The organism is Arthrobacter sp. TmT3-37, assembly GCF_054510835.1.
This window is the reverse complement of the sequence record NZ_JBTNDU010000007.1, coordinates 104,351-129,312: the sequence shown is the minus strand read 5'-3', so window position 1 is coordinate 129,312 and position 24,962 is coordinate 104,351. Positions and strand designations below refer to the sequence as shown.

Genomic DNA, 24,962 nt, shown 5'->3' with positions numbered 1-24,962 from the left:
CGGGCAGCTAGCCGCTGCCCGTTGAAAACGCTTTTTACATCGTTGTAGAACACTCCCACGGCTCCGCGGTGGCCGTCAAGGAGGCGAGCCCTAGGATGCCGTACCGGCGGCCAGCACAGGATCGGTCAGGGTCCGCAGGTAGTGCAGGGCGGCGGGTGCGTAGGTGCGCATCGAGTCGTCGTCGGCGTACACCAGCAGGCGCAGCCATGAACCGTACCGGTGCACTCCGGCCAGGGCCAGGGCGGGCTCGACGGCGGCCCGCAGCTCCGGCAGGGGAGCGTAGCCGGTCCATCGCTCGAGGTAGGCGGTGACCACTGCCTGGAGACGAGGATCGTCCGGCGTCGTGCGCCATTGTTCGCGCATCCGGGTGAGCGGCACGAGCAACGCGCTGAAGGGATGCGCCCAGTAGGAGTCCGCGAAGTCGAAGAACCGCAGCGGCTCGGTGCTGGTCCCGGGCAGGAAGCAGTTCCGCGGATGCAGGTCGTTGTGGTCGAGGGACAGGGGGACGGCGACGCTGCGCAGGACCTCGACCGCCTGGTGGATGGCCGGCAGGCGCCCGACGACGTCGTCCGCCTCCTCCGCGGACAGGTACAGCGGATGTCCGGCCGGCAGGCCCGTGTGGAGCAGGAGCTGGTTCTCGACGAAGTTGGCGGCGACTTCCGGGTTCATGAGGACCAGGCCGGCCTGCGAGAGCCGCTCGCCGTGCGGCGCGAGGAGCTGTTGCAGGTCGGCGAAGTCACCCGTGATGCGGGCCCAGACGGAAGGTTCCTCGGAGCCCAGGGTGTCCAGGGTCGCGCCGTGGTCGGCGGTGAGCATCCAGCCCCTGGACGGTTCGATGGCCAGGGGCGCCGCGACGTGGTCCGGGGCGAGCTCACCCAGCAGCGACAGGACGGACGCCTCTGCGAGCTGCCCGAGGTTGTTCTCCTTGAACCACAGTGTCCCGTGGTCCGTGGGTACGGTCAGCTGGGTCGACCAGAAGCGGATGCGCGGCTGCTCCGTCGGTCCCAGCCGCGTGACACCGAAGTTCTCGAGCACGAGGTCGATCCACTGTTCGGCCTGCTGCCGCCACTCGGGGGAGGCCCAGACCTCGCGGGGAGACGTCATCGGACGCTGCGGATGATGGAGGAGCGGAGCATGGACCTCATTCTCGCATCGCCCGGGAGTCAGCCGAGCTTGGAGGGCCTGCTGCCGTGGTCGCTGGATTCGAGGTCGTCCGGACCCGCGACGTGCTCGCTGCCGCGGGCGCGGGCGATCGCCGTCATGCCGTGGAAGATGAGGAGCGCCGCGGCGGTCCCGAGGGCGATCCCGGCGAAGGTGAGATCACCGATCGTCCAGGTGAAGTCCGCGATGCCGATGACCAGGGCGACCCCTGCCGTGGACAGGTTGATCGGGTTGGAGAAGTTGACCTGGTTCTGCACCCAGATCCGGACGCCGAGGATGCCGATCATGCCGTAGAGCACCACGCCCGCACCGCCGAGCACGCCGGCGGGGACCGTGGCGATCAGGGCGCCGAACTTCGGGAACAGGCTCAGGAGGATCGCGACGATGCCGGCCACCCAGTAGGCGGCCGTCGAATAGACACGCGACGCTGCCATGACGCCGATGTTCTCGGCGTACGTGGTGGTGCCCGAACCGCCGCCGGCACCGGCGATCATGGTGGCCAGGCCGTCCGCCATCAGGGCCCGCCCGGTCAGGGGATCCAAGTCCCGGTCCGTCATCGCGGCCACGGATTTCACATGGCCGATGTTCTCGGCCACGAGCACGAGCACCACGGGCACGAAGAGGCCGACGACGGACAGGTGGAACTCCGGGGCCGCGAAGTCCGGCAGGCCGACCCAGGCCGCGCCCCGGATCGCCGCGAAGTCGACCTCGCCCCGGATCATGGCGACGACGTAGCCGGCGAGGACGCCGACGAGGATGGAGAGCCGGCCGAGGATGCCCCTGAAGAGCACCGTGACCAGCAGGATCGCGATCACCGTCACGAGGGCGGTGATCGGAGCCTGCTCGAAGCTCGACTTGGCCGTCGGCGCGAGGTTGAGGCCGATCAGGGCCACGATGGCACCCGTCACGATCGGGGGCATGGCCACCTGGATCCAGCGTGCGCCGGCGGTGTGGACGATGAACCCGATGATCGCCAGGGCCGCACCGGCCATGATGATGCCGCCGAGGGCGCCCGCCGCGCCGTGCTGCGTCTGCGCGGCGGCGATCGGTGCGATGAAGGCGAAGCTCGACCCGAGGTAGCTCGGCACCTTCCCGGCCGTGATGATCAGGAACAGGATCGTCCCGATCCCCGAGAACAGCAGTGTGGTCGACGGCGGGAATCCGGTGATGAGCGGGACGAGGAAGGTCGCGCCGAACATCGCCACGACGTGCTGCGCCCCGATGCCGATGGTCCTGGGCCAGCTGAGGCGTTCCTCGGGCGCGACGAACCCGCCCGCGGTCACGTTCCTGCCGTCCCCGTGGAGGGTCCAGCCGATTCCTCGTGCGCTCATGGGTATGCCTTCCGGGGATGGTCGAGGGGTTCCGGGAAATCCTATCCGCAGCACGTGACCGGGATGTTACGTTGCTTGGAATCGAGGGAAGGGCAGAGCGATGGTATCGCCGATCCGGGGACGCACCGTACTGGTCACGGGCGCAGGCAGGGGCATGGGCAGGCTCTACGCCGAACGGGCGGCCAGGGAGGGAGCGGCCGCCGTCGTCCTCTGGGACGTCGACGGGCGAGCACTCGAGGAGGTGGTCGCCGGCCTGGCATCGACCACGGCGACCGTGCACAGCTACGTGGTCGACGTCGCGTCGGTGGAGTCGATCCGTTCGGCGGCCGATGCCGTCCTCGGCGACGTCGGCGTGCCGGACGTCCTCGTGAACAACGCCGGGATCGTCCGCGGGAAGTACTTCTGGGAACACGACCACGCCGCGGACATCGACCTCACGCTGCGGGTGAACACCGCGGGGCCCATGCATGTCACGCGCGCGTTCCTCCCGGCGATGATGCAGCGCGGCACGCCCGCGAGGATCCTCAACGTGGCCTCGGCCTCCGGGACCCTCGCCGTGCCCCGCATGAGCGTGTATGCGGCGTCGAAATGGGCCGTGATCGGCTGGAGCGATTCCCTGCGCCTCGAACTGGCATCGACCGGTTCCCCGATCACCGTCACCACGCTCATCCCCAGCTACATCAGGACCGGCATGTTCGAGGGAGCCCGCGGCCCCCTGATGACTCCGCTGATGGAACCGGACCACGTGGTGGACAGGGCCTGGCGGGGGATGCTCGCCGGCAGGGCGCGCGTCCAGCTGCCGTGGACCGTGCAGCTCGCCGGCGCCCTTCGCAACGTCCTGCCGCAGCCGGTGTGGGACGTCGTCGCGGGGCGCGTCTTCCGGGTGTACAGCTCGATGGAGCACTTCACGGGACGCCCCGGTGCTCCCGCCGACCAGAAGGAAGGCGACGCATGAACGCCGCAGGGCTCCTCGCCGACCAGCGCCGGTACTTCGGGACGGGGGTGACCCGTGCCGCCGGGTGGCGGCGCGAGCAGTTGCGCGCGCTCCTCCGGCTGCTGGCCGAACGCGAGGACGAGCTGACGGGCGCCCTGGAGGAGGATCTCGGCAAGAGCCGGACGGAAGGCTTCCTCTCAGAGGTCGTCGTGGTCCGGGCGGAAGCGCGCTACGCCCTCCGGCACCTGGACCGCTGGATGGCGCCGGAGCGGATCGCCGTCCCGGGCGGGCTGCAGCCGGGCCGCGCCTGGTCGCAGGCCCGCCCGCTCGGCGTCGTCCTGATCATCGGGCCCTGGAACTATCCGCTGAATCTCGTGCTGGCGCCGCTCGTCGGGGCGCTCGCGGCCGGCAACACGGCGGTGCTCAAACCCAGCGAGCTCTCGCCCGCGACCTCCCGGGTGCTCGCGCGCCTCGTGCCGGAGTACCTGGACCGGGAGGCCGTCGCCGTCGTCCAGGGGGGAGCCGAGGTGAGCACCGACCTGCTCGCCCAGCCGTTCGACCACGTGTTCTACACGGGCGGAGAGCGCGTGGGGAAGATCGTGATGAAGGCCGCGGCCGAGCACCTCACGCCGGTGACGCTCGAGCTGGGCGGCAAGTCGCCGGCCGTCGTCGTGGGCGGGGACCTGCGCACCGCCGCCCGCCGCATCGCCCACGGGAAGTTCCTCAACGCCGCCCAGACGTGTGTGGCGCCCGACTACGTCCTGACCACACCGGCCGCCGCGCCGATCCTCGCCGATGCGCTCGCGACAGCCGTCCGGGACTTCTACGGCAGCGATCCGAGCACCTCGGGCGACTACGGCCGGATCATCAACGAGCACCACTTCGACCGTCTCGTGGGCCTGCTGGACGGGGGCACCGTGGTCTCCGGCGGTCGCCACGAGCGCGCGGAGCGGTACATCGAGCCGACCGTCCTGCGCGATGTCGATCCGGGCTCCGCGCTCATGCAGGAGGAGATCTTCGGTCCGCTGCTGCCGATCCTCGAAGTCGGGGACCTGGACGAGGCGATCCGGTTCATCGGCGCACGCCCCCACCCCCTGGCCGCCTACCTGTTCAGCGACCGCGAGGAACACCTGCGCGAGTTCACGGACCGGGTGCAGGCGGGCGGCCTGGCCCACAACGCCTGCACCATCCAGCTCGCGGTGCCGGGCCTGCCGTTCGGGGGAGTGGGCGCGAGCGGCACCGGCAGCTACCACGGACGTCAGTCGTTCCTGACCTTCAGCCATGTGCAGCCGGTGTTCTCCAAGCCCACCCGCATGGACACGCTGCGCCTCGCGTATCCACCCTTCGGGCCGGTCAAGAGGAGGCTGCTGCGCAGGCTCCTCTGATCTCCGTCAGCTGATGACGCCGTCCACCAGGGCCTTCGCCTCGGCCTGCACCTGCTTCAGGTGCTCCTCGCCCCGGAAGGACTCCGCGTAGATCTTGTAGACGTCCTCGGTGCCCGACGGGCGCGCGGCGAACCACGCGTTCTCGGTGGTGACCTTCAGGCCGCCCACGGGGGCGCCGTTGCCCGGTGCCTCCGTCAGGCGGGCGGTGATCTCCTCACCGGCGAGGGTCGTGGCGGTGACGTCCGAGGGCGAGAGCCTGCCCAGGGCCGCCTTCTGCTCGCGGGTCGCTGCGGCGTCGATCCGCGCGTAGACGGGCGCGCCGAACCGCTCGGTCAGCCCGGTGTAGTGCTGCGACGGGGTCTTCCCGGTGACGGCGGTGATCTCCGAGGCCAGGAGGGCCAGCAGGATGCCGTCCTTGTCGGTGCTCCAGGGTGTCCCGTCGTGGCGCAGGAAGGACGCGCCGGCGGACTCCTCGCCACCGAAGGCGAGGTCGCCGGTCAGCAGTCCGGGCACGAACCATTTGAAGCCCACGGGGACCTCCTGCAGCACGCGACCGAGGTCGAGGGCGACGCGGTCGATGATCGACGACGACACGAGGGTCTTGCCGATCACGGCGTCGGCGCGCCAGTTGGGACGGTTGGCGTAGAGGTACTGGATGGCGACCGCGAGGTAGTGGTTCGGGTTCATGAGGCCGGCGTCCGGAGTGACGATGCCGTGGCGGTCCGCGTCGGCGTCGTTGCCCGTGGCGATGTCGAATTCGGCGGCCCGTCCGATGAGCGACGCCATGGCCGACGGCGACGAGCAGTCCATGCGGATCTTCTCGTCCCAGTCCAGGGTCATGAACGCCCACTGCGGATCGACGGTCGGGTTGACCACCGTGAGGTTGAGGTTGTGCCGCTCGCCGATGGCACCCCAGTAGTCGACGGACGCGCCGCCCATCGGGTCCGCGCCGATGTGGACGTTCGCGGACCGGATGGCATCGAGGTTCAGGACCGAGGGGAGGTCGTCGATGTACTGCTGCAGGAAGTCGTAGCTGCCGATGCCCTCGGCGGTGCGGGCCTGTGCGATCGGCATGCGCCGGACGTCCCGCAGTCCACCCTCGAGCAGGTCGTTGGCGCGGTTCGCGATCCAGGTCGTGGCATCGGAGTCCGCGGGACCGCCGTGCGGCGGGTTGTACTTGAAGCCGCCGTCGCCCGGGGGGTTGTGCGAGGGCGTGATGACGATGCCGTCCGCCTGCTCGACCTTGGCCGCGTTGTAGGTAAGGATGGCGTGGGACACGGCGGGGGTGGGTGTGTAGGCGCCGCGGGCATCGACGAGGACCGTGACCCCGTTGGCCGCGAGGACCTCGAGGGCGGTGTTCTGCGCCGGCTCCGAGAGCGCGTGCGTGTCCTTGCCCATGAAGAGGGGCCCGGTGATGCCCTGACCGGCGCGGTACTCGACGATCGCCTGGGTGATCGCCGCGATGTGAACCTCGTTGAAGGACGACTTCAGGGACGAACCGCGGTGGCCCGAGGTGCCGAAGGCCACCCGCTGCGCAGGGTCCTGGAGGTCGGGTTCGACGTCGAAGTACGCGTCGAGGAGCTTGGTCACGTCGACGAGGTCGCTGGGAAGGGCAACAGTGCCCGCTCGGTTAGCCATGGCCCCAGCATGCCAAAGAACTCGTCCGATTACACCCGTCGGCGGGTGCGTGACGGGTTCAATGGCGGACGGGGCCCACGGGTTGCCCGCATGCCGATCATCAGTAAGCTGAGTATCAGCACCCAGCCAGGGGGCAGACGCATTCCGGAAGGTATCACCATGAGCGAGAATTCCAGTGACATCCCAGCCGCCGACCCCGAGGAGCAGGGCGCGGAGGAGGCCGGCACGCTCGAGGAGCAGACCGCGGGCGGCTACGGCGGGCCCGGCACCGAGGATGAGATCGCTCCGGACTTCGAGGCGGACAACGACGGCGGCTCCGGCGACTGACACCCGTCGGTCGGCCCCGGAGCGGGGCTCGACCGCCCGCTAGGGTGGACGGGTGACCACGCCAGCGCAGCAGCGCCCGCTCAAGATCGTCCTCGCACCCGATTCCCTCAAGGGCAGCCTTCCCGCAGCGGAGGCTGCCCTCGCCATGTCCGCGGGGGTCCGGGCGGCGGCGTCCCGGCTCGGCCATCCCGTACCCCACGTGGTCCTGGCGCCGCTCGCCGACGGCGGCGAAGGGACCCTCGACGCGCTCCTCACGGCCTGGTCCGCCGAGGCGCGGACCGCCGCCTGCCACGACGCGGCCGGCCGGACGCGCACGGCACGCTACGGCATCTCGGGGGCAGGAGGCCCGGGGGACGCGCCGGTGCGGGGCGTCCTGGAGGCTGCGGAGGCCAACGGCCTGCCCCTCGTCGCCGATCTCCCCCTCGATGCGCTCACCGCCACCAGTTTCGGCGTCGGGGAGATCGCGGCGCAACTGCTCGACGACGGCGCGGAGGAGATCCTGCTCTGCATCGGCGGCTCCGCGACGACGGACGGCGGGACGGGTCTGCTCTCCGCCCTCGGTGCCCGCTTCCTCGACGCCGACGGTGATCCCCTGCCGCCGGGCGGAGGAGCGCTCGCGGCCCTGGCGACCATCGACACCGCCCACCTCCATCCGCGGTCCCGCAAGGTCCGCTGGCGCATCGCGGTCGACGTCGACAATCCCCTGTGCGGACCCCGCGGTGCCGCAGCCGTCTTCGGTCCGCAGAAGGGCGCGACGCCGGACGACGTCGCCGTCCTCGACCATGGCCTGGCGCACCTGGCCGCCGTCGTGGGCGCGGTGTCCGGTGTCGACATGCTCGAGGTCCCCGGTGCGGGAGCGGCCGGCGGCCTGCCCGCGGTGCTCGTCCCGTTGCTGGGCGCGGAGATCGTCCCCGGGTCCGCCCTGGTGGCCGACGCCGTCGGTCTGGCCGGCGCGCTCGCGGACGCCGATCTGGTCCTGACGGGTGAGGGGTCCTTCGACTCCCAGTCACTGGGCGGCAAGGTGGTGCAGGCCGTGGTGGAGAACGCCCCGGCGAGCTGCGCCGTCGTCGCCGTCGCGGGGCGCGTGCAGCTCACGGCGGCCCAGGTGCAGGACGCCGGGCTGGCGGGGGCGTTCTCCATCGCGACCGGTCCCATGGTGCTCGACGAGCTGATCCGGGATGCCGGGATGCTGATGGAGGACGCGGCCGCGCAGGTCTACGGCGTCTTCGCGGCCGGTCGGGGCTAGACCCTGATCTCGCGCTTGAGGATCTTGCCGGTGGGTCCCTTCGGCAGGGCGTCGACCAGCACCACGCGGCGCGGGTACTTGTAGGCGGCGACCCGGTCCTTCGCGAAGTCGACGATCTCGGCCGCGAGCGCCTCGCGGGCGCCGTCGTCGGCCGGGGCGTGTTCGGCCTTGATGCCGACGACCGCCACGATCTCCTCGCCGTGCAGGTCGTCCGGCACGCCGATCACGGCGGCTTCCGCCACGGCGGGGTGCTCGTACAGCACCTCCTCCACCTCGCGCGGGTAGATGTTGTAGCCCCCGCGGAGGATCACGTCCTTCTTGCGGTCCACGATGAAGAGAAGGCCGTCCTCGTCCACGCGGGCCAGGTCGCCGGTGCGGAACCAGCCGTCCGGGATGGCCGCCTCGGTGGCGGCCGGGTTCTCCCAGTAGCCCTTCATGACGCAGTGGCCGCGCACGGCGAGCTCGCCGACGTCGCCCTGCGCCACCTCGTCGCCCATGGGGTCGAGCATCCGCACCTCGACGCCCTCCACGGGCGTGCCGATGGAGCCGGGTTTGCGCAGGTGCCCCACCCGGTTGAAGCTGACGATCGGGGAGGTCTCCGACAGTCCGTAGCCCTCCAGGAGGTCCGCACCGAAGACACGCTCGAACTCGTGCAGCACCTCCACCGGCAGCGCCGATCCGCCGGAGACGGCCACGCGGACCGAGGAGAGGTCGGTGTCCGTGACACCCGGGTGGCGCAGCATCGCGATGTACATGGTGGGGACGCCCTCGAAGATCGTCACCCGGTCGCGGGCGATGATCTCGAGCGCCTTCCCGGGCTCGAAGCGCGGCAGGAGCGTGACCGTGGCCCCGGTGAGGACGGCGGCGTTGAGGGCGCAGGTCTGCCCGAAGATGTGGAAGAACGGCAGTCCGCCGAAGAGCACCTCGCCCTCGGCGGTGCCCATGAGATCGCGGGAGATCTCGGTGTTGCGGGAGAGGTTGGGGTGGGAGAGGGTGGCTCCCTTGGGGCGGCCGGTGGTGCCGGAGGTGTAGAGGACCACGGCGGTCTCCTCGCCGTCCAGGTCGACGACGCCGGGGGTGGGCTCGGCGGCGGACACCTGCTGCATGAACGTGGTGCTGTCCACGGGGATCACGCTCACGGGATCGCCGGTCTCGGTGCCGGACGCCTCGGCGCCGGCCTTCGCCTCGGCGAGGATGCCCTCCCAGGCGAAGACGAGCCGGGCGCCGGAGTTCGTCAGGTGATAGGCGACCTCGCGGCCCTTGAGGAGCGGATTGAGGGGCACGACCACGGCGCCCGCCCGCAGGACCCCGTAGTAGACGAATGCCATCTGGGGAATATTGGGCATGATGAGCGCCACGCGGTCCCCGCGCTGCACGCCGTGCTCGGCGAGCAGCGTCGCCACCTTCTGGCTGAGTACCTCGAGCGCCCCGAAGGTGACCTCGACGTCGTCGAGCTTGATGGCCACGGCCGAGGGGCTCCTCGTCGCAGTGGCCACGAGGTTGTTGGCGAGGTTCGGCACGCGATCTCCTTTGATCTCCAGCACGATGCTGCAACGGACGGTACGGGAGTTACCGGTCGGTAGAAGTCTGGGCGATGGGCGCGTCGCATGCAACAGGACCCGCCCGGAGGTGCCGGGCGGGTCCTGTTCATGCCGGAGGCCGCACCGGCCCCGGGCAGTGCCGCGGACCTAGCGGACCCCGCTCATGGCCCTCCGGATCGCGGGGGCGCCGGCGATGAGCGCTCCGCCGAGGATGATCGCCGTGATGCCGCTGAAGGCGAAGTAGGGCACCTCGTTCGCCTCGGAGTAGAACCCCGCGAGCAGGCCGGACACCGTGGTGCCCAGGGAGATCGACAGGAAGAACAGGGCCAGCATCTGGGTGCGGAAGGCCTCCGGCGCCAGCTTCGTGGTCACCGACAGCCCGATCGGGGAGATGAAGAGCTCGGCCCAGGTGAAGAGCAGCAGGATCCCGGCAAGGCCGACCAGCGGCGTGCTGTTGGGGCCGCCGCCCGCGAAGGGGATGAAGGCGAGGAACGCGACACCCATGATGATCAGGCCGAAGGAGAACTTCAGCGGGGAGGACGGCTGGCGGCTGCCGAGGCGGGTCCAGAGGGCCGCGAAGATCCCGGCGAACACGATGATGAAGACCGGGTTGATGGACTGCACCATGCCCGGCGGCATCTCCCAGCCGAACAGGTTCCGATCCAGCCGGCTCTCCGAGTACAGCGCCACCACGGTGAACTGCTGCTGGAACAGGGACCAGAAGGCGGCACTGGCGAGGAAGAGCGGCATGAAGGAGTAGACCCTGCGCCGTTCCACCCCGCTGACCTTGCTGCTCGAGAGGATGACCGCGAAGTAGGCGATCGTCGCCGCGATGGCGGTGTAGGCCATGACGTTGGCCAGGTTGCCGGCATTGAGGAGCCCGGTGGCCAGCACCACGCCGAGGAGGACGACGACGGCGGCGGCGATGACGATCCAGCGCGGGTACGCCGTGCGGGGGAGCGGGTTCTCCACGAGGTGCGCGGCGTCCGGGAGGTTCTTCCGGGTCGCGGCGTACTGGAGGAGCCCCGCGGCCATGCCGATCGCCGCCAGTCCGAACCCGACGTGGAACCCGTAGGCGTCCCATGCGAGGTTCGTCAGCAGTGGTCCCACGAGGGCGCCGATGTTGATGCCCATGTAGAAGATGGAGAAGCCGGCATCGCGGCGGTCGTCCCCGGGGGCGTAGAGCGTGCCGACGAGCGACGAGGCGTTGGCCTTCAGCCCGCCCGAGCCGACGCCCACGAGCACGAGGCCGATCGCCAGTCCGACGACGCCGGGCAGCAGGGCGAGGGCGATGTGGCCGCACATGATGATGATGGCCGAGTAGAACAGCACCCGCTCGGAGCCGAGCACGCGGTCCGCGAGCCACGCTCCGAGGATGGTGGAGAGGTAGACGCCGCCGCCGTAGGCCCCGACGAGGCCCGCGGCCGTGGCGGAATCGAAGCCGAGCCCTCCCTCGGCGAGGGAGTAGGTCATGTAGTACAGGAGCAGTGCCTGCATGCCGTAGAAGGAGAAGCGTTCCCACAGCTCCACGCTGAAGAGGTTCGCCAGCATGCGCGGGTGGCCGAGGAACGTTTTCCCGCCGGTGGCGGCGGTCCGCTGGGTTGTGCTCATTCACTCCATGGTGCCACCGGGCGCAAGGGGAGTAAATTCGCGATCTTCCTGGCGCAGGGCCTCGATCTGGGCGGTCACGGCGAGTAGCTGGGCCTCCTCGCCGGGCCGTCCGATGAGCTGCACGCTCATCGACAGGCCGTCCGGCAGGCGCAGCGTGGGGACGGTCACGGCGGGCAGGCCGCAGACGTTCACCATCGACGTGAAGGGCGAGTAGCGGCACTGCCGGAGGTAGTCGGTGTCGCCGTCGGCGTCGGTGTACCAGCCGAGGGGGCGGGGCGTCATGGCGACGGCGGGGGTGAGCACCATGTCGAAGCCGGAGTACTGCCTGATGGTGTCCTGCTCGAACTGCCGCAGGACCTCGACGGCGGCCGCGAGATCCGCCGCGCTGCGGCCCAGGGCGCGACGGCGCAGCACGCGCGTGATGTCCGTCAGCCGGTCCTCGCGCTCGTCGGGGATCGGCGCGGTGGCGAGGCCGGCCGTCCAGACGAGCTGGAACGCGTCGTGGTAGCGGCGGTCGTAGGTGAGGTCCGCGTCGACGACGTCGTGGCCGGCCTGCTGCAGCCGGCGGATCCCGGCGGAGAAGGCATCGGTGGCGGCGCTGTCCAGGCTGATGTCCATCGCGCCGGAGAAGGGGGAGGCCGTGCTGACGCCGATGCGGAAGCGGCCCTCGGCCCGCAGCGCGGCCTCGGTGAAGGACCCGGGGTAGCGGGACGCCGCACTCGTGGGCCGGTAGTTCGGCTCCCGCACGAGGGCGTCGAGCATCAGCCCGGCGTCCACGGCCGAGCGGGCGAGCGGGCCGGCGACGACGAACTGGCCGAGGTCCGCCTGTCCCGAGCCCGACGGCACGCGGCCGCGGTTCGGCTTGAGGCCCACCAGCCCGGTCGCCGCCGCCGGGATGCGGATGGAACCCCCGCCGTCGGTGCCGGGCGCGAAGGGGACCATCCCGGCGGCGACGGCGGCGGCGCTGCCGCCCGACGATCCGGCCGGGCTGAGGCGACGGTCCAGGGGGTTGCGGGCCGGTGGGGCGATCCGGTTCTCGCTGTAGCAGCTCAGTCCGAACTCGGGGACCTGGGTCTTGCCCAGGCTGATGGCGCCGGCCCGGCGCAGCACCGAGGCCAGCGGGGCGTCCTGCTCGGCGACGGCGTGGTCGAGGGCCGCCGTGCCCAGGGTGGTCCTCACGCCGGCGACGTCGGTGAGGTCCTTGTGTGCCAGGGGCACGCCGTGGAGCGGGCCGAGGGCCACTCCGGACGCACGCAGCCGGTCGGCGTGGTCGGCGGCCCGCAGGGCGTCGTCGTGGGTCACGGTGACGAAGGAGCCGAGGTCGGGGTCGAGGGTGTCGATGCGCCGGAGGAAGTGCTCGGTGACCTCGCGGGCGCTGACCGCGCCGCGCACCAGCGCGTCGCGGAGTGTGAGTGCGGAGAGTTCGTGGAGTTCGCTCATGGGTTCCCAATCGGAGGCGGGCGGTTCCGGGACCCGCCGCGCCATGGGCCCGTGAAGAAACGACAAGGACAACTATAGGAGCCGTTCCCCCGCCCGGTGCGGCCGTAGCAATGGCGGCACCCCACCGGGCCGTGAAAAGGTAGGCGCATGAGCGAACCCCAGAACGTACCGGTGACGGCCGTGCCCGACGACGCGAGGATCCTCGACGTGCGCGAGGACTACGAGTGGGAGGCGGGCCACGTCGACGGCGCGCTGCACATCCCGCTCGACCAGCTTCCCGCCCGGCTGGGCGAACTGGATCCGGACGAGGACCTGCACGTCATCTGCCGCAGCGGTGGCCGCTCGCAGCGCGCAGCCCAGTGGCTCGAGGGCAACGGCTATACGGCGGTCAACGTCAGCGGCGGCATGGGTGCCTGGCTCGAGGCCGGCAAGCCGATGGTGTCCGAGACGGGCAGCGAGCCGACCGTCCTGTGACTCGGTCCGATTCCTACGCCTACCTGGGTCCTGAGGGGACCTTCACGGAAGCCGCACTGCTCCAGGTGCCGGGGGCGGAGGACGCACGCCGTGTCCCGGCGTCGACGGTCGGCGCGGCGCTCGACGCCGTCCGCTCCGGAACCGTGGATGCGGCGATGGTGCCCATCGAGAACTCCGTGGAGGGCGGGGTGAGCGCCACCCTCGACGCCATCGCCGTGGGTGAACCGCTCCGGATCCTGCGCGAGGAGCTCGTGCCGATCACGTTCGTGCTGGCTGCCCGTCCGGGCACGCCGCTCGACGCTGTCCGCCGCATCGCCACGCACGGTCACGCCTGGGCGCAGTGCCGCAACTGGGTCGACGCTCATATACGCGAAGCGGAATACTTCCCGGCCTCGTCGACCGCCGCCGCCGCGTACGGGCTGGCCGACACGGATGCGGGCTACGACGCCGCCATCTGCTCCCCCCTCGTCGCCGGGCGCCTCGGACTCGCGGTCCTCGCGGCCGACATCGGGGACGTCACCGACGCCGTCACGCGCTTCGTGCTGGTGGGCAGGCCGGACGCCCTGCCGCCACGCACAGGGGCCGACAAGACCACCCTCGTGATCCCCCTGCCCGACGACCACCCGGGTGCGCTGATGCAGATCCTCGACCAGTTCGCGGCGCGCGGCGTCAACCTGAGCCGCATCGAATCCAGGCCCACGGGCCACTTCCTCGGGGACTACTTCTTCAGCGTCGACGCCGACGGCCATGTCGAGGACGCCCGTGTGGCCGACGCCCTCAAGGGGCTGCACCGGATCAGTCCGGGACTGCGCTTCCTCGGGTCCTACGCCCGCGCCGACCGCCGCACCCCCGCCGTCGAACGCCACACGTCCGACGACGCCTTCGGTGCCGCCGATGCCTGGCTGGGCGGGATCACCGGAGGGCGATAGCGGGGGGCACCGGGAGGACCGAAAGCACAGTAGGCTTACTATCGAAGGTCCTCCTCCCACAAAAGGCTGGTTCCACGATGGCTCGATTGCGCCGCAGCAACACGCGCAGGCCCGGTATCACCCGCCGCCGCCACGGCAAGGGGTTCAGCTACCGCGCCCCGAACGGCGAGCTGCTGCAGGACCGCGACGAGATCGAGCGCATCCGGGACCTCGTGATCCCGCCGGCGTGGAAGGACGTATGGATCGCGCCCTATCCGAACGGGCACGTCCAGGCGATCGGCACGGACGACGCCGGCCGGCGCCAGTACATGTACCACCCTGCATGGCGCGAGCAGAAGGACCGCGAGAAGTTCGACCGCGCCCTGGACTTCGGAGCGAAGCTGCCGAGCGCCCGCCGGGCCATCACACAGCACCTGCGCAGTGATGGCGTGACGAGGGAACGCGCATTCGCTGCGGCGCTGCGGATCGTCGACGCCGGGGCGCTGAGGATCGGGTCGGCCCAGTACGCCGAGGCGAACGGTTCCTTCGGCGTCACGACCCTCCTCGTGGAGCACTGCACGATCGAGGGCTCCATCATCACCTTCGACTTCCCCGGGAAAAGCGGGCAGCACTGGGAGACGCGGCTCGAGGACGAGGACCTCGCCGGTGCCCTGCGGCCCATGATGGAGCGCGAGGACGCCGACACGGTGCTCGCCTACCAGACGGAGGACGGCAAGTGGCACCACGTGGACGGCTCCCTGCTCAACGAGTTCCTCCGGCAGGTGACCGGCGGTCCGTTCACGGCGAAGGACTTCCGGACCTGGCAGGCCACCGTCGTCGCGGCCATGGCGCTGGCCAAGGAGGACCTGAAGGCGACGAGCCGCACGGCCCGCCAGAAGGCCGTGACGGCGACCATGAAGGCCGTGGCCGACCACCTCGGCAACACGCCGACCGTCGCCAGGAGCTCGTACGTCGACCCGAGGCTCGTGGACCGGTTCATGAGCGGCGAGGTCATCCCCATCACCACCTACTCCGCCTCGGAGAAGGCCGTGCAGGAACTCCTGCGCGACTGAACAGCACATTTCCAACCATCCCGCCGGTCAGTACGCTGGCAGCGGGCGCCCAACGAGGAGCGCATCCTTCGACGAAAGGAAGCATCATGACCGAGAACGCTCATGGAGGACACATCGTGAACCCCAACGAGGGCGACGGCTCGACGTCGGACCCCAACTGGCAGGGCGATATGGGCGACCAGGGGAACGACGTCCGCTTCGCCGAGGAGCAGGCCCTGATCAACGAGCAGGCCGGCCGCGCCGACCGCGACCCGTCGGAGGCCGTCGACGCCTCCGAGCAGGAGGGCCACTACACCAGCTCGGATCCCGCCGGAGCCTCCGGTGGCTACACCTCGTCGCAGGACCCGGCCGAGGAGGGCGAGTACACCGACAAGGACAAGCCCCTCATCGACGAGCCCGAGGGCCAGGGCGAGTACACGGACCGCGACCGCTAGGACGGACGACCGGCCCTAGGGGCGGCGCAGGACCTTCTGCCGGCCCCGCTGCCAGCCCTGCTGCCACGTCCTGGGCCACCGCCGGTGCCAGTCGGGCAGCGGCAGCACCGAGGACCCTGATGGTCCGGGAGCCGTCACCGGCACCCGGACCATCAGTGCGTCCGGGTCCACCCGGGCGGTCAGCGAGGTGATGGAACCGGAGGGATCGCCGTCGAGCTGGGTGGCGATCGGATCGGCTGACCAGACGGTCACCTCCCGGGCGCGGTAGTAGCTGATGACCGGGATGACGCCGCGGTGCCGCGAGAGGATCTTCGCGGCCATCCAGGTCCAGCCGAGCAGGCTGCGGGGGCTCAGCACCACGACGTCGAGGTAGCCGTCGTCGATCACGGCGTCTGGCACGAAATCCACCCCCGCCGGCAGCTTGCCGCAGTTCGCGACGAGGAGGCTGCGGACCTTCCTGCTCTGCGGCGGCTGTCCGTCGAGGCTGATCGAGATGCGCCGGCGCCTGCCGGGCAGGTGGCGCACTCCGGCCTCGCTGTAGGCGAGCCAGCCGAATTTCTCCTTCAGGTCCTGCTTCGCGTCGGCCACCACGCTCGCGTCGAAGCCCACGCCGCCCATGACGAGGAACGGGTGCTCGGACACCACCTCGCTGCGGTCGTTGCGCAGCCTGATCCGGGCCATGTCGATGCGCCGCTCGGAGCCGTGCAGGGCGAGCCGGAGGCAGCCCGCGATGTCGTTGTACGGCAGGCCGAGGTTCCGGACGAGGAGGTTCCCGGTCCCGAGGGGCAGCAGGCCGAGCGCGGCGGGCTGGTGCGCGAGTGCCTGCGCCACGGCACGCACCGTGCCGTCGCCGCCGGCCGCGATGACGACGTCGGCCCCGGCCGCAAGTGCCTGCGCGGCCTGCCCCGTGCCCGGATCCTCGATGGTGGTCTCGAGGACGAGCGGGGATTCCCAGCCGGCGTCCGAGCACGCCTGCTCCACGAGGGCACGCGTCGCGTCGGCCTGGAGCTTCGAGGGATTCAGCACGAGTGCGACGCGCTGCGGGCCCGCCGCCACCGGCGTCGGCTCGTGGACGGAGGCGGTGGGGGTGCGGGTCTGCTGCAGCCGCCGGACGGACCAGTACGTCTGGAGGGACGCGACGGCGGCGGACGCCGCGGCGGTTCCGGCAAGCAGTTTGCGGCGCATGGTCATCCAGAATAGCGGCACGGCCACCGCGGGCGGCCGTGCCGCCGGGTTTGGGTAGTCTTGACGGGTGATCGACGTCAACGACCTCCGCCTGAATCCCGAGCAGTTCCGAGCATCGCAGCGCGCCCGCAGGGCGGATGAGTCCCTCGTCGACGCCGTCCTCGCGGCGGACACGACGCGGCGGGAGTCCGTGACGGCCTACGAGACGCTGCGCGCCGAGCAGAACGCCTTCGGCAAGCGGGTGGCCCAGGCCAAGGGCGAGGAGAAGCAGGCACTCCTGGCCGAGGTCAAGGAACTCGCGGCGTCCGTCAAGGCCGCCGCGGCACGCTCCGAGGAGGCCAAGGCCGAGCAGGAGGCGCTCCTGCGCAAGCTGCCGAACCTCGTGCAGGACGGCGTCCCCGAGGGCGGCGAGGACGACTACGTCGTGGTGAAGAAGGTCGGCACCCCGCGGGACTTCGCGGCCGAGGGTTTCGAGCCCCGCGACCACCTCGAGATCGGCGAGCTGATCGGCGCCATCGACATGGAGCGCGGCGCCAAGGTGTCCGGTTCGCGCTTCTACTTCCTGAAGGGCGTCGGTGCCCGCCTCGAGCTCGCCCTGCTGCAGATGGCCCTCGACCAGGCGATCCGCGCCGGCTTCATCCCGATGATCACCCCTACCCTGGTGCGGCCCGAGACCATGCAGGGCACCGGCTTCGACATCGCCCACGACGCCGAGATCTACCGGCTCGAGGCGGACGACCTGTACCTCGTGGGCACCTCCGAGGTGGCGCTGGCCGGGTACCACTCGGACGAGATCCTCGACCTCGGTGCGGGTCCGGTCCGGTACGCCGGCTGGTCCTCCTGCTACCGCCGCGAGGCGGGGTCCCACGGCAAGGACACGCGCGGCATCATCCGCGTGCACCAGTTCAACAAGGTCGAGATGTTCACCTACACGACCGTCGAGGACGCCGCTGCGGAGCACGAGCGCATGCTCGCCTGGGAGGAGGAGATGCTCGCGAAGGTGGAACTGCCGTACCGCGTCATCGACACGGCGGCCGGTGACCTCGGGATGTCCGCCGCACGGAAGTTCGACTGCGAGGCGTGGGTCCCCACCCAGGGGGACTACCGCGAGCTGACGTCGACGTCGAACTGCACGACCTTCCAGGCCCGCCGGCTGAACATCCGCGAGCGCCAGGACGGGGAGGGCCAGAAGGGGACGCGCGCCGTCGCCACCCTGAACGGGACGCTGGCGACCACCCGCTGGATCGTGGCGATCCTCGAGCACCACCAGAACCCGGACGGTTCCGTCACCGTACCGGCGGCGCTGCGGCCTTATCTTAACGGTCTGGAAACACTTCCGGTACTGTGAGCGCCGTCCTACCGGGGCTTCAGTGAGGTCTGGTTCACTGAACCATGAGTACTTTGAGCGATGCCGGCATCGATGACCGGCAGGAGAACAGGAAGCACCACCTCGTCGCCCTCGACGTCGACGGCACCCTCGTGGATCACGAGGGGTCGATGACCGAAGAGGTGCGGGACGCCGCGCGGGCCGTCATCGAAGCCGGGCACGACGTCATCATCGCCACGGGCCGGTCCCTCGGGGCCACCCTCCCCGTGATCCGGCTCCTCGGTATCACGCGCGGTTACGCGGTCTGCTCCAACGGCGGGGTCACACTGAGGATCGACGCGGCGCTGCCGGAGGGATTCGAGGTCCTCGAACGCGTCACCTTCGATCCGAGACCCGCCCTCACCGCGCTCCGCGAGCGGCTCCCCTCCGCCAAGTACGCGCTCGAGGACGACCGCGGCCGCTTCCTGTCCACGGAGAGCTTCCAGGACGCGAGCTTCGGTTCCGAGGCGCAGAGCGTCGGCTTCGAGGAGATGCTCGAGAGCCGGGCCGTGCGTGTCGTGGTGTTCAGCACCGATAGTTCGGCCGACGAGTTCGGGAACGCCGTCGCGTCGATCGGGCTGCACGGGGTGACCTACTCCGTGGGCTGGACCGCCTGGCTGGACATCGCCGCCTCGGGCGTCACGAAGGCCAGCGCCCTGGAGGCCCTCCGGCGGCGCCTCGGGACCGACCGCAGCCTCACGGTCGCCGTCGGCGACGGCCGGAACGACGTCGAGATGCTCGAGTGGGCCGGCCGTGGGGTCGCGATGGGGCAGGCACCCGAGGAGGTCCGTGCGGTGGCTTCGGAGGTCACCGGCAGCGTGTACGACGACGGCGCCGCGAAGGTCCTGCGCTCGATCGTCTGACTCCGTCTGACTCCGTCCGACTCCGTCCGACCCCGTCAGTACTCCAGGGCCGCCTCGGGCAGTGATGCCGGTCCGTGCGTGAGGTCCAGCAGGCGGGCTGCCGCGGGCCGCGTGGCCCACTCCTCCATCCAGTGCGAGCGGACGACGGCGCGGCTCACGGCCTGCGTGGTGATGCCGAGTTCCTGCGCGACGTACTTCTGCTGCCCGCGGGCACCCGGCGTCATGAGGTCCAGGACGGCCCACTCCGCGTCCGTACGCGTGTACACGATCTGCCCGAGCAGTCGCAGGACCGCCTCGGCCTCGGCCGCGATACCGCCGTCGGGCCCCTCCACCGCGAGGGGGATCCGCTCGCCGGTCTTCCGGGCGCGGTCCACCGCGCGGCGCGCGTACACGAGGCCGTAGCCCTGCGCGTCGACGAGCCGCTCGGGGACCGGGGGCGTGAGGCCGCCGACGCCGATACCCACGTGCCAGCGCCGGTAGCGGATGGCCTGCAGCGCGGCGTCGACCGCCGTGGACGCCGCATCCACGACGCCCTGCACCTCGTCGCCGACGGAGCGCTGGAACGGGATCACGGTGGGGAGCCGGCGCAGGACCCTGAGGAGGTCGCCGACCAGGTCCCCGGCCTCACGCGAGTCACGCTGGTTGATGGTCAGGACGTAGTGCATGGCCCCAGTATGGGGGACCTACCGCCGAAATCAACGCCTTCCGGTTGATCGGGGCGGCTCAGGGCCCGGCAGCGGGCGGAGGAGGGGCCGGAAACGCAGGAGCTCCCGCCGTCCCCGGCGGGAGCTCCTGCAGGGGACGTCCTAGCGGCCCTCGGGGGTCTCCGTGGCGTTCTTCGCCTCCACATCGACGGAGCGGCCCTGGGGCTCGTCCTGCGCGCTGCCCTCGCCGATCTCCTGGAAGCGCTTCAGCGACGCCTCGACCTCGGCCTCGGCCTCCTCGCGCCCGGCCCAGTCGGCGGCCTCGACCCACTTGCCCGGCTCGAGGTCCTTGTACTTCGTGAAGAAGTGCTTGATCTCGTCGAGCAGGAAGTCCGAGACGTCGGACAGGTCCTTGATGTGGTCGAAGCGGGGATCCACGGGTACGCACAGCACCTTCGCGTCCCCGCCGCCGTCGTCCGTCATGTTGAAGACGCCGATCGGGCGCGACTCGACGAGCACGCCCGGGATGAGGTCGAAGTCCTGCAGCAGGACGAGCGCGTCCAGCGGATCGCCGTCCTCGCCGAGCGTGTTCTCGAAGTAGCCGTAGTGCGTGGGGTACTGCATGGCCGTGAACAGGACGCGGTCGAGGCGCAGCCGGTGGGTGTCGTGGTCGATCTCGTACTTGACGCGCGATCCCTTCGGGATCTCGATGGTGACGTCGAGCTTCATGGCAACTCCTGGGGCTAGGTGCGGTGGCAGCCGGCGGCCGCGCCCTCCGCTGGAGGGCCGCCCGGCCGGTCTAGTGTTTCATTCGTCAGCCCTAACATATCGGTCGGCCGCCGGTACCAGAGCATTTCCTCGTGGTTGCGGCGCTGCCCCGCCGGACCTTGCGAAAGGACACCATGAAGCGCCCGCTCCGCCTGCTGACCGGTCTCCTCCTGGTCCTGGTGATGGCGGGGATCGCCGTACCCCTGGCCGTGTACCTGACGCCCCGGGTCCTCGCGGCCGTAAATCCCGCCCCTTCGGCACCTCCCGTGACGCCCTCCCCGCAGGTGCCGCCGACGGCGGTCCCCCTGCCCGACGTCGTGACCCCCCTCTCCCCGGCGGCGCCCGCACCGGACCCCGCGGTCCTCGGCCCACAGCTGGACGCCGCCCTGGCGATCCCCGGGCCCGGGAGCTTCGCGGGCACCGTCATCGACTCCGCGGACGGTGCCGTGCTCTACGCGAGGGACGCCGACCGCCCGCAGCCCCCGGCGTCGAACATCAAGCTCCTCACCGCCGTCGCGGCCATGACCTTCGGCCGGCCGGACCAGGTGCTGGAGACGACGGTCCTCACCTCGAGGGCCGCGCCCGGAGCGCTCTACCTGCGCGGCGGGGGTGACGTCCTCCTCGGCTCCGGCCCCTCCGACCCCGACGCCGTGATCGGGCGGGCAGGCCTCGCCACCCTCGCCGCCGACGCGGCCGACGCCCTGCCCGACGGCTCCGGCCCCTACAGCGTCTACCTCGACGACTCCCTCTTCGCCGGTGCCACCCTCAACCCGACCTGGGCGGACGGCGACGTCCAGGCGGGGGAGGTCGCGCCGGTCCACGCGCTCGCCGTCAACTCGGCATGGCTCGAGGAAGGCAGGACCGGCGGGCCGCGATCCCAGGACGCCGCGCTCGACGCCGCCCATGCGTTCACCGCCGCGCTCGTGGCGGCAGCCGGGGACCGCGGGATCGCGGTGGGCCCCGATGTCCGACGCCAAGTGGCTCCCGAGGACGCCGAGACCGTCGCCGCCGTCGCCTCCGCGCCGCTGGAGGAGCAGATGCGCCACATGCTCGAGATCTCCGACAACTACCTCGCCGAAGCCCTGGCGCGGATCGCCGCGCTCGAGAGCGGACGGCCGGCATCCTTCGGGGGAGCCACCGAGGCGATCACCGCCGCGGCCGTCCGCCTCGGCGTGCCCCAGGAGGGGCTCAGCGTCGGCGACGCAGCAGGACTGTCCGTCCGCAACGCCGTGTCCCCGGCCCACCTCGCCCAGCTGGTCCGCGGCACCACCACGTCGCAGGAGCCCGGCCTCGCCGCCGTCGCGCGATCGCTCCCCATCGCCGGCCTGACCGGGACGCTGGCGACACGGTTCACCGCCGAGGACGGGGCGGGTGCGGGTGCGGGGACCGTCCGTGCGAAGACGGGGACGCTCAATGCCGTCACCGGGCTCACGGGGCACGTCGTCACCGCCGACGGCCGCCTGCTCGTCTTCTCCTTCCTCGCCTCCGGACTCGACGGCACCACGGCGGAGGCGCGCGCCGCGGCGGACCGCGCGGCCGGACTGCTCGCGGGATGCGGCTGCCGCTGAGCCCCTACGGGCTGATCCTGCCCGTTCTCTGGGAGCCGCCGTCGGCAGGATGTGATCGAATAGGCGCATGTCCAGGAACGAGCCCGCAGCACCCCGTCCGCAGCTGGTCAACTGGGACGTCGCGGCCTCCACCGCGGCATCGCTGGCCCCTGCCGGACCCACCATGGCGCCCGCGGACATCGCCCGCGCCGTCCAGAACATGCGGGAGCTGGCCGATGCGTCCGTCGGCCACGTCCACGCCATCTCCCGGCTCGACGCCGCGCGGGACCTGCGGGACTCCGAGCTGCTCGTCGTCGACCGCGCGACGTGGTCGAGGGCCAATTCCCAGAGCTTCCGCACGCTCATGGAACCTGCCCTGGACCAGCTCGCGGCATCCCGTCCCGAGGTCCTGAGGTCGGCGTCCCTCGCCCTCGGCGGAACGGTCACGGGGGCACAGCTCGGTGCCATCCTGGCGTTCCTCTCGAGCAAGGTCCTGGGCCAGTACGATCCGTTCGTGCCGTCGCGCAACGGGCAGGGCGGGCGGCTGATGCTCGTGGCGCCCAACATCATCTCGGTGGAGCGGGAACTGAACGTGGACCCGTCCGACTTCCGGCTGTGGGTGTGCCTCCACGAGCAGACGCACCGCGTCCAGTTCGCCGCGGCCCCCTGGCTCAAGGACCACATGACGAGCCACATCGGCCAGCTGACGTCCGGGCTGATGGGTAAGGCGGACACTGTCTCGGAGCGCCTCGGTGCGGCCGTGAGGAACATCGCCGCGGGCAGGGCGCGTGCCCGCGGGGAGGGTCCGGCCGTGGACGCCCTGCCGTCCCAGGAGGTCGGCGTGCTGTCGATCCTGCAGGACCCGGACGACAAGGCGCGCCTGTCCCACCTCACCGCCGTCATGAGCCTGCTCGAGGGCCACGCGAACGTGGTGATGGACGGTGTGGACGGGAGCATCGTGCCGTCGGTCAAGACCATCCGTCGCCGTTTCAACGCCCGGGGGAAGTCCCGCGGGCCGCTCGAGAAGGTCATCCGGCAGCTCCTGGGACTGGACGCGAAGATGCGCCAGTACAGCGACGGCTCGAGGTTCGTGCGCCGCGTCGTCAGCCAGACGGGCATGGAGGGCTTCAACGCGGTCTGGGAGTCCGCCTCGCACCTGCCCACCGAGCGGGAGATCCACGCCGCCGACGAGTGGATCGACAGGATGAGCCTTCGCCGTCATGGCTAGGCGCCCCCGGCTGCTTCCCGCCGTCGGGGCCGCACGCAACCTGCTCGAGGCGAGCCTGCAGGGACTCCTGGCGGATCCGGTGCGGCAGGACCGTGCCGAGCCCGCATCGTCGGGTGCCCCTGGCGGCAGTGCCGCCCGGGACCTGCCGCTGGTGCTCGTCGCCTGCAGCGGCGGACCGGATTCACTGGCCCTGGCGGCCGTCGCGGCGCACTTCGCGCACACGGGCCGCTGTCGCGTCGGGGCCGTCGTCGTCGACCACGGACTGCAGGCCGGCAGTGCGCGGACGGCCGCGGCCGCCGCCGGCGCCGCGCGCGAACTCGGCCTCGACCCCGTCGAGGTGCGGCGCGTCGCCGTCGAACGCGAGGGCATGGGACCCGAGGCGGCGGCCAGGACCACCCGGTATGCGGCACTCGACGACGCCGCCGCGCGGCTCGGAGCCGCCGCCGTGCTGCTCGGGCACACCCTCGACGACCAGGCGGAACAGGTGCTCCTCGGGCTGGCGCGCGGTTCCGGCACACGCTCGCTCGCAGGGATGCCCGCACGCCGCGGCCTCTACGTCCGCCCGTTCCTCGAACTGCGCCGCTCGGACACCGAGGCCATCTGCGACTTCTACGGGCTCGACCCCTGGCACGACCCGACGAACCTCGACCCGGCCTACGCCCGCTCACGCGTCCGCGTCGACGTGCTGCCGTTCCTCGAGGAGCAGCTCGGCCCGGGCATCGCCCAGGCGCTGTCCCGGACCGCACGGATCCTCGGGCAGGACGCGGACCACCTCGAACGCCTGAGCGCCGAGGCCTACCAGCAGCTCCGGCGGCTCGACGACGGCGGCATCCTGCTGTCCGAGAAAGGGCTGAGGGACCTGCCCGCAGCCCTGAGGCAGCGGGTCCTCGCCCTCGCCGCGCTCGAACTGGGGGCCTTCCAGCCGAGCTTCGAACGCCTCCGCGCCGCCGAGTCCCTGCTCGACAGGAAGGGGTCCGCCGGTCCGGTGCAACTGGGCGGGAAGGTGAGCGTCCACCGCCAGGTGCGGGGGCGGGCGGTTCTCCGGGGAGAGCCGAGCTATGGCAATCTTGTCCTTAGAAGCAATGGCCCCGGCGTGAAGCAGTCGCGCCGTCCAACCCAGGAGTAATCGGTGGATTCCAACGACGTCCAGTCAGATCTCAAGCACGTCCTCTACACCAGGGAAGAGATCCAGCAGCGGATCAACGAGCTGGCCCAGCAGATCGATGCCGACTACCAGGGCCGGGACATCCTCCTCGTGGGTGTCCTGAAGGGTGCGGTGATGGTCATGGCGGACCTCGCACGCGCACTCCACTCCCACATCACCATGGACTGGATGGCGGTCTCGTCCTACGGCTCGGGAACGCAGTCCTCCGGCGTGGTCCGGATCCTCAAGGACCTCGAGACCGACCTCATGGGCAAGCACGTCCTGATCGCCGAGGACATCATCGATTCCGGTCTGACGCTGTCCTGGCTCAAGGCCAACCTCCTGTCCCGCGGACCGGCATCGGTCGAGATCTGCACCCTGCTGCGCAAGCCCGACGCCGCGAAGGTCGATATCGACGTCAAATACGTGGGCTACGACATCCCCAACGAATTCGTCGTCGGCTACGGCCTCGATTTCGCCGAGAAGTACCGCAACCTCGATTTCATCGGCACCCTCGCGCCGCACGTCTACGAATAGGGGATTCCCCCTCGCCCCATGCGGGGAGTACGCCAAGAGGGAACTATTGCCACAATCCGCGCGTGGTGAATCTCGGACGGTGTATATGTTGAGGTGCTCCACGGGCACCCACGCAGCAGTGCGCCCGCACACTTTTACTTGCATCAGCAGGAGGGACAGGGCTTGCTGCCCTGAGAC

The 24,962-nt window shown here is 70.9% G+C and carries 23 protein-coding genes; 14 read left to right on the top strand and 9 right to left on the bottom strand.

Annotated elements, in window-relative coordinates; translation table 11 throughout:
• Window positions 1-90 precede the first annotated feature (90 nt).
• The gene (locus tag ACX80U_RS11125; RefSeq protein WP_459268435.1) at window positions 91-1,104 is read right to left on the bottom strand and encodes a phosphotransferase family protein; all 1,014 of its coding nucleotides are present in this window, start codon (window positions 1,102-1,104) and stop codon (window positions 91-93) included.
• Window positions 1,105-1,163: 59 nt separating this feature from the next.
• Window positions 1,164-2,492 carry a uracil-xanthine permease family protein gene (locus tag ACX80U_RS11120; RefSeq protein WP_459268434.1) on the bottom strand — a complete coding sequence of 443 codons (1,329 nt, stop codon included), beginning with the start codon at window positions 2,490-2,492 and terminating at the stop codon, window positions 1,164-1,166.
• 100 nt (window positions 2,493-2,592) lie between these two features.
• Here ACX80U_RS11120 and ACX80U_RS11115 point away from each other — a divergent pair, with 100 nt between their 5' ends.
• On the top strand, window positions 2,593-3,447 hold the full coding sequence (locus tag ACX80U_RS11115; RefSeq protein ID WP_459268433.1) for an SDR family NAD(P)-dependent oxidoreductase: 855 nt from the start codon (window positions 2,593-2,595) through the stop codon (window positions 3,445-3,447).
• A complete protein-coding gene (locus ACX80U_RS11110; RefSeq protein WP_459268432.1) occupies window positions 3,444-4,811 on the top strand; it encodes an aldehyde dehydrogenase family protein in 1,368 nt (455 codons plus the stop codon). The genes ACX80U_RS11115 and ACX80U_RS11110 overlap by 4 nt, the downstream gene beginning before the upstream one ends.
• A gap of 6 nt (window positions 4,812-4,817) precedes the next feature.
• Here the strand turns inward: ACX80U_RS11110 and pgm are convergent, their stop codons facing one another.
• Window positions 4,818-6,449, bottom strand: coding sequence for a phosphoglucomutase (alpha-D-glucose-1,6-bisphosphate-dependent) (pgm, locus tag ACX80U_RS11105; RefSeq protein ID WP_459268431.1), 1,632 nt, complete (start codon window positions 6,447-6,449; stop codon window positions 4,818-4,820).
• Window positions 6,450-6,608: 159 nt separating this feature from the next.
• On the opposite strand from pgm, the gene ACX80U_RS11100 reads away from it, so the two are divergent.
• Both ACX80U_RS11100 and ACX80U_RS11095 read left to right on the top strand, forming a co-directional pair.
• Complete coding sequence (locus tag ACX80U_RS11100; protein WP_459268430.1) at window positions 6,609-6,776, top strand: hypothetical protein; 168 nt, start codon at window positions 6,609-6,611, stop codon at window positions 6,774-6,776.
• 52 nt (window positions 6,777-6,828) lie between these two features.
• On the top strand, window positions 6,829-8,022 hold the full coding sequence (locus ACX80U_RS11095) for a glycerate kinase (RefSeq protein ID WP_459268429.1): 1,194 nt from the start codon (window positions 6,829-6,831) through the stop codon (window positions 8,020-8,022).
• Here ACX80U_RS11095 and ACX80U_RS11090 read toward each other — a convergent pair.
• The 3 genes from ACX80U_RS11090 to ACX80U_RS11080 all read right to left on the bottom strand — a co-directional run bounded on the left by ACX80U_RS11090 (window position 8,019) and on the right by ACX80U_RS11080 (window position 12,614).
• On the bottom strand, window positions 8,019-9,542 hold the full coding sequence (locus ACX80U_RS11090; RefSeq protein ID WP_459268428.1) for a long-chain-fatty-acid--CoA ligase: 1,524 nt from the start codon (window positions 9,540-9,542) through the stop codon (window positions 8,019-8,021). The two genes, ACX80U_RS11095 and ACX80U_RS11090, sit on opposite strands and share 4 nt — an antisense overlap.
• A 168-nt stretch (window positions 9,543-9,710) precedes the next feature.
• Entirely contained in the window at window positions 9,711-11,174 is a 1,464-nt protein-coding gene (locus tag ACX80U_RS11085) for a peptide MFS transporter (RefSeq protein WP_133080071.1), read from the bottom strand.
• Entirely contained in the window at window positions 11,175-12,614 is a 1,440-nt protein-coding gene (locus tag ACX80U_RS11080) for an amidase (RefSeq protein ID WP_459268427.1), read from the bottom strand.
• Between the two features lie 147 nt (window positions 12,615-12,761).
• Here ACX80U_RS11080 and ACX80U_RS11075 point away from each other — a divergent pair, with 147 nt between their 5' ends.
• The 4 genes from ACX80U_RS11075 to ACX80U_RS11060 all read left to right on the top strand — a co-directional run bounded on the left by ACX80U_RS11075 (window position 12,762) and on the right by ACX80U_RS11060 (window position 15,503).
• Window positions 12,762-13,088: a rhodanese-like domain-containing protein gene (locus tag ACX80U_RS11075; RefSeq protein WP_133080073.1), complete on the top strand. Its 327-nt coding sequence runs from the start codon at window positions 12,762-12,764 to the stop codon at window positions 13,086-13,088.
• Window positions 13,085-14,017: a prephenate dehydratase gene (pheA, locus tag ACX80U_RS11070; RefSeq protein WP_133080074.1), complete on the top strand. Its 933-nt coding sequence runs from the start codon at window positions 13,085-13,087 to the stop codon at window positions 14,015-14,017. The genes ACX80U_RS11075 and pheA overlap by 4 nt, the downstream gene beginning before the upstream one ends.
• Window positions 14,018-14,094: 77 nt before the next feature.
• Window positions 14,095-15,069, top strand: a complete 975-nt coding sequence (locus tag ACX80U_RS11065; protein WP_133080075.1) for a DNA topoisomerase IB — start codon at window positions 14,095-14,097, stop codon at window positions 15,067-15,069.
• An 86-nt stretch (window positions 15,070-15,155) separates the two neighbouring features.
• Window positions 15,156-15,503: a hypothetical protein gene (locus tag ACX80U_RS11060; protein ID WP_133080076.1), complete on the top strand. Its 348-nt coding sequence runs from the start codon at window positions 15,156-15,158 to the stop codon at window positions 15,501-15,503.
• A 15-nt stretch (window positions 15,504-15,518) separates the two neighbouring features.
• Here ACX80U_RS11060 and ACX80U_RS11055 read toward each other — a convergent pair whose 3' ends face one another.
• The gene (locus ACX80U_RS11055; RefSeq protein WP_459268426.1) at window positions 15,519-16,688 is read right to left on the bottom strand and encodes a diacylglycerol/lipid kinase family protein; all 1,170 of its coding nucleotides are present in this window, start codon (window positions 16,686-16,688) and stop codon (window positions 15,519-15,521) included.
• Window positions 16,689-16,755: 67 nt separating this feature from the next.
• On the opposite strand from ACX80U_RS11055, the gene serS reads away from it, so the two are divergent.
• Both serS and ACX80U_RS11045 read left to right on the top strand, forming a co-directional pair.
• A complete protein-coding gene (gene serS / locus ACX80U_RS11050) occupies window positions 16,756-18,036 on the top strand; it encodes a serine--tRNA ligase (protein WP_133080078.1) in 1,281 nt (426 codons plus the stop codon).
• A gap of 44 nt (window positions 18,037-18,080) precedes the next feature.
• Complete coding sequence (locus ACX80U_RS11045) at window positions 18,081-18,917, top strand: HAD family hydrolase (protein WP_459268425.1); 837 nt, start codon at window positions 18,081-18,083, stop codon at window positions 18,915-18,917.
• Between the two features lie 35 nt (window positions 18,918-18,952).
• Here the strand turns inward: ACX80U_RS11045 and ACX80U_RS11040 are convergent, their stop codons facing one another.
• Both ACX80U_RS11040 and ACX80U_RS11035 read right to left on the bottom strand, forming a co-directional pair.
• Window positions 18,953-19,582, bottom strand: a complete 630-nt coding sequence (locus tag ACX80U_RS11040) for a hypothetical protein (protein WP_459268424.1) — start codon at window positions 19,580-19,582, stop codon at window positions 18,953-18,955.
• Window positions 19,583-19,723: 141 nt separating this feature from the next.
• Complete coding sequence (locus tag ACX80U_RS11035) at window positions 19,724-20,290, bottom strand: inorganic diphosphatase (RefSeq protein WP_133080081.1); 567 nt, start codon at window positions 20,288-20,290, stop codon at window positions 19,724-19,726.
• Between the two features lie 173 nt (window positions 20,291-20,463).
• Between ACX80U_RS11035 and dacB the strand changes: the two genes are divergently transcribed.
• The 4 genes from dacB to hpt all read left to right on the top strand — a co-directional run bounded on the left by dacB (window position 20,464) and on the right by hpt (window position 24,785).
• Window positions 20,464-21,897, top strand: coding sequence for a D-alanyl-D-alanine carboxypeptidase/D-alanyl-D-alanine endopeptidase (gene dacB, locus ACX80U_RS11030; RefSeq protein WP_459268423.1), 1,434 nt, complete (start codon window positions 20,464-20,466; stop codon window positions 21,895-21,897).
• A 67-nt stretch (window positions 21,898-21,964) separates the two neighbouring features.
• A complete protein-coding gene (locus ACX80U_RS11025; protein WP_459268422.1) occupies window positions 21,965-23,104 on the top strand; it encodes a zinc-dependent metalloprotease in 1,140 nt (379 codons plus the stop codon).
• Window positions 23,097-24,230, top strand: a complete 1,134-nt coding sequence (gene tilS, locus ACX80U_RS11020; protein WP_459268421.1) for a tRNA lysidine(34) synthetase TilS — start codon at window positions 23,097-23,099, stop codon at window positions 24,228-24,230. Before ACX80U_RS11025 ends, tilS begins: the two co-directional genes overlap by 8 nt.
• 3 nt (window positions 24,231-24,233) lie before the next feature.
• Window positions 24,234-24,785: a hypoxanthine phosphoribosyltransferase gene (gene hpt / locus ACX80U_RS11015; RefSeq protein ID WP_104116634.1), complete on the top strand. Its 552-nt coding sequence runs from the start codon at window positions 24,234-24,236 to the stop codon at window positions 24,783-24,785.
• The last annotated feature ends 177 nt before the right edge of the window (window positions 24,786-24,962 follow it).

Bases quoted from the DNA above. Each gene is read 5' to 3' on its own strand.
- ACX80U_RS11125 (WP_459268435.1), bottom strand. From the start codon at position 1,104: ATGACGTCTCCCCGCGAGGTCTGGGCCTCCCCCGAGTGGCGGCAGCAG.
- ACX80U_RS11120 (WP_459268434.1), bottom strand. From the start codon at position 2,492: ATGAGCGCACGAGGAATCGGCTGGACCCTCCACGGGGACGGCAGGAAC.
- ACX80U_RS11115 (WP_459268433.1), top strand. From the start codon at position 2,593: ATGGTATCGCCGATCCGGGGACGCACCGTACTGGTCACGGGCGCAGGC.
- ACX80U_RS11110 (WP_459268432.1), top strand. From the start codon at position 3,444: ATGAACGCCGCAGGGCTCCTCGCCGACCAGCGCCGGTACTTCGGGACG.
- pgm (WP_459268431.1), bottom strand. From the start codon at position 6,449: ATGGCTAACCGAGCGGGCACTGTTGCCCTTCCCAGCGACCTCGTCGAC.
- ACX80U_RS11100 (WP_459268430.1), top strand. From the start codon at position 6,609: ATGAGCGAGAATTCCAGTGACATCCCAGCCGCCGACCCCGAGGAGCAG.
- ACX80U_RS11085 (WP_133080071.1), bottom strand. From the start codon at position 11,174: ATGAGCACAACCCAGCGGACCGCCGCCACCGGCGGGAAAACGTTCCTC.
- ACX80U_RS11080 (WP_459268427.1), bottom strand. From the start codon at position 12,614: ATGAGCGAACTCCACGAACTCTCCGCACTCACACTCCGCGACGCGCTG.
- ACX80U_RS11075 (WP_133080073.1), top strand. From the start codon at position 12,762: ATGAGCGAACCCCAGAACGTACCGGTGACGGCCGTGCCCGACGACGCG.
- ACX80U_RS11065 (WP_133080075.1), top strand. From the start codon at position 14,095: ATGGCTCGATTGCGCCGCAGCAACACGCGCAGGCCCGGTATCACCCGC.
- ACX80U_RS11060 (WP_133080076.1), top strand. From the start codon at position 15,156: ATGACCGAGAACGCTCATGGAGGACACATCGTGAACCCCAACGAGGGC.
- ACX80U_RS11055 (WP_459268426.1), bottom strand. From the start codon at position 16,688: ATGCGCCGCAAACTGCTTGCCGGAACCGCCGCGGCGTCCGCCGCCGTC.
- ACX80U_RS11045 (WP_459268425.1), top strand. From the start codon at position 18,081: ATGAGTACTTTGAGCGATGCCGGCATCGATGACCGGCAGGAGAACAGG.
- ACX80U_RS11040 (WP_459268424.1), bottom strand. From the start codon at position 19,582: ATGCACTACGTCCTGACCATCAACCAGCGTGACTCGCGTGAGGCCGGG.
- ACX80U_RS11035 (WP_133080081.1), bottom strand. From the start codon at position 20,290: ATGAAGCTCGACGTCACCATCGAGATCCCGAAGGGATCGCGCGTCAAG.
- dacB (WP_459268423.1), top strand. From the start codon at position 20,464: ATGAAGCGCCCGCTCCGCCTGCTGACCGGTCTCCTCCTGGTCCTGGTG.
- ACX80U_RS11025 (WP_459268422.1), top strand. From the start codon at position 21,965: ATGTCCAGGAACGAGCCCGCAGCACCCCGTCCGCAGCTGGTCAACTGG.
- tilS (WP_459268421.1), top strand. From the start codon at position 23,097: ATGGCTAGGCGCCCCCGGCTGCTTCCCGCCGTCGGGGCCGCACGCAAC.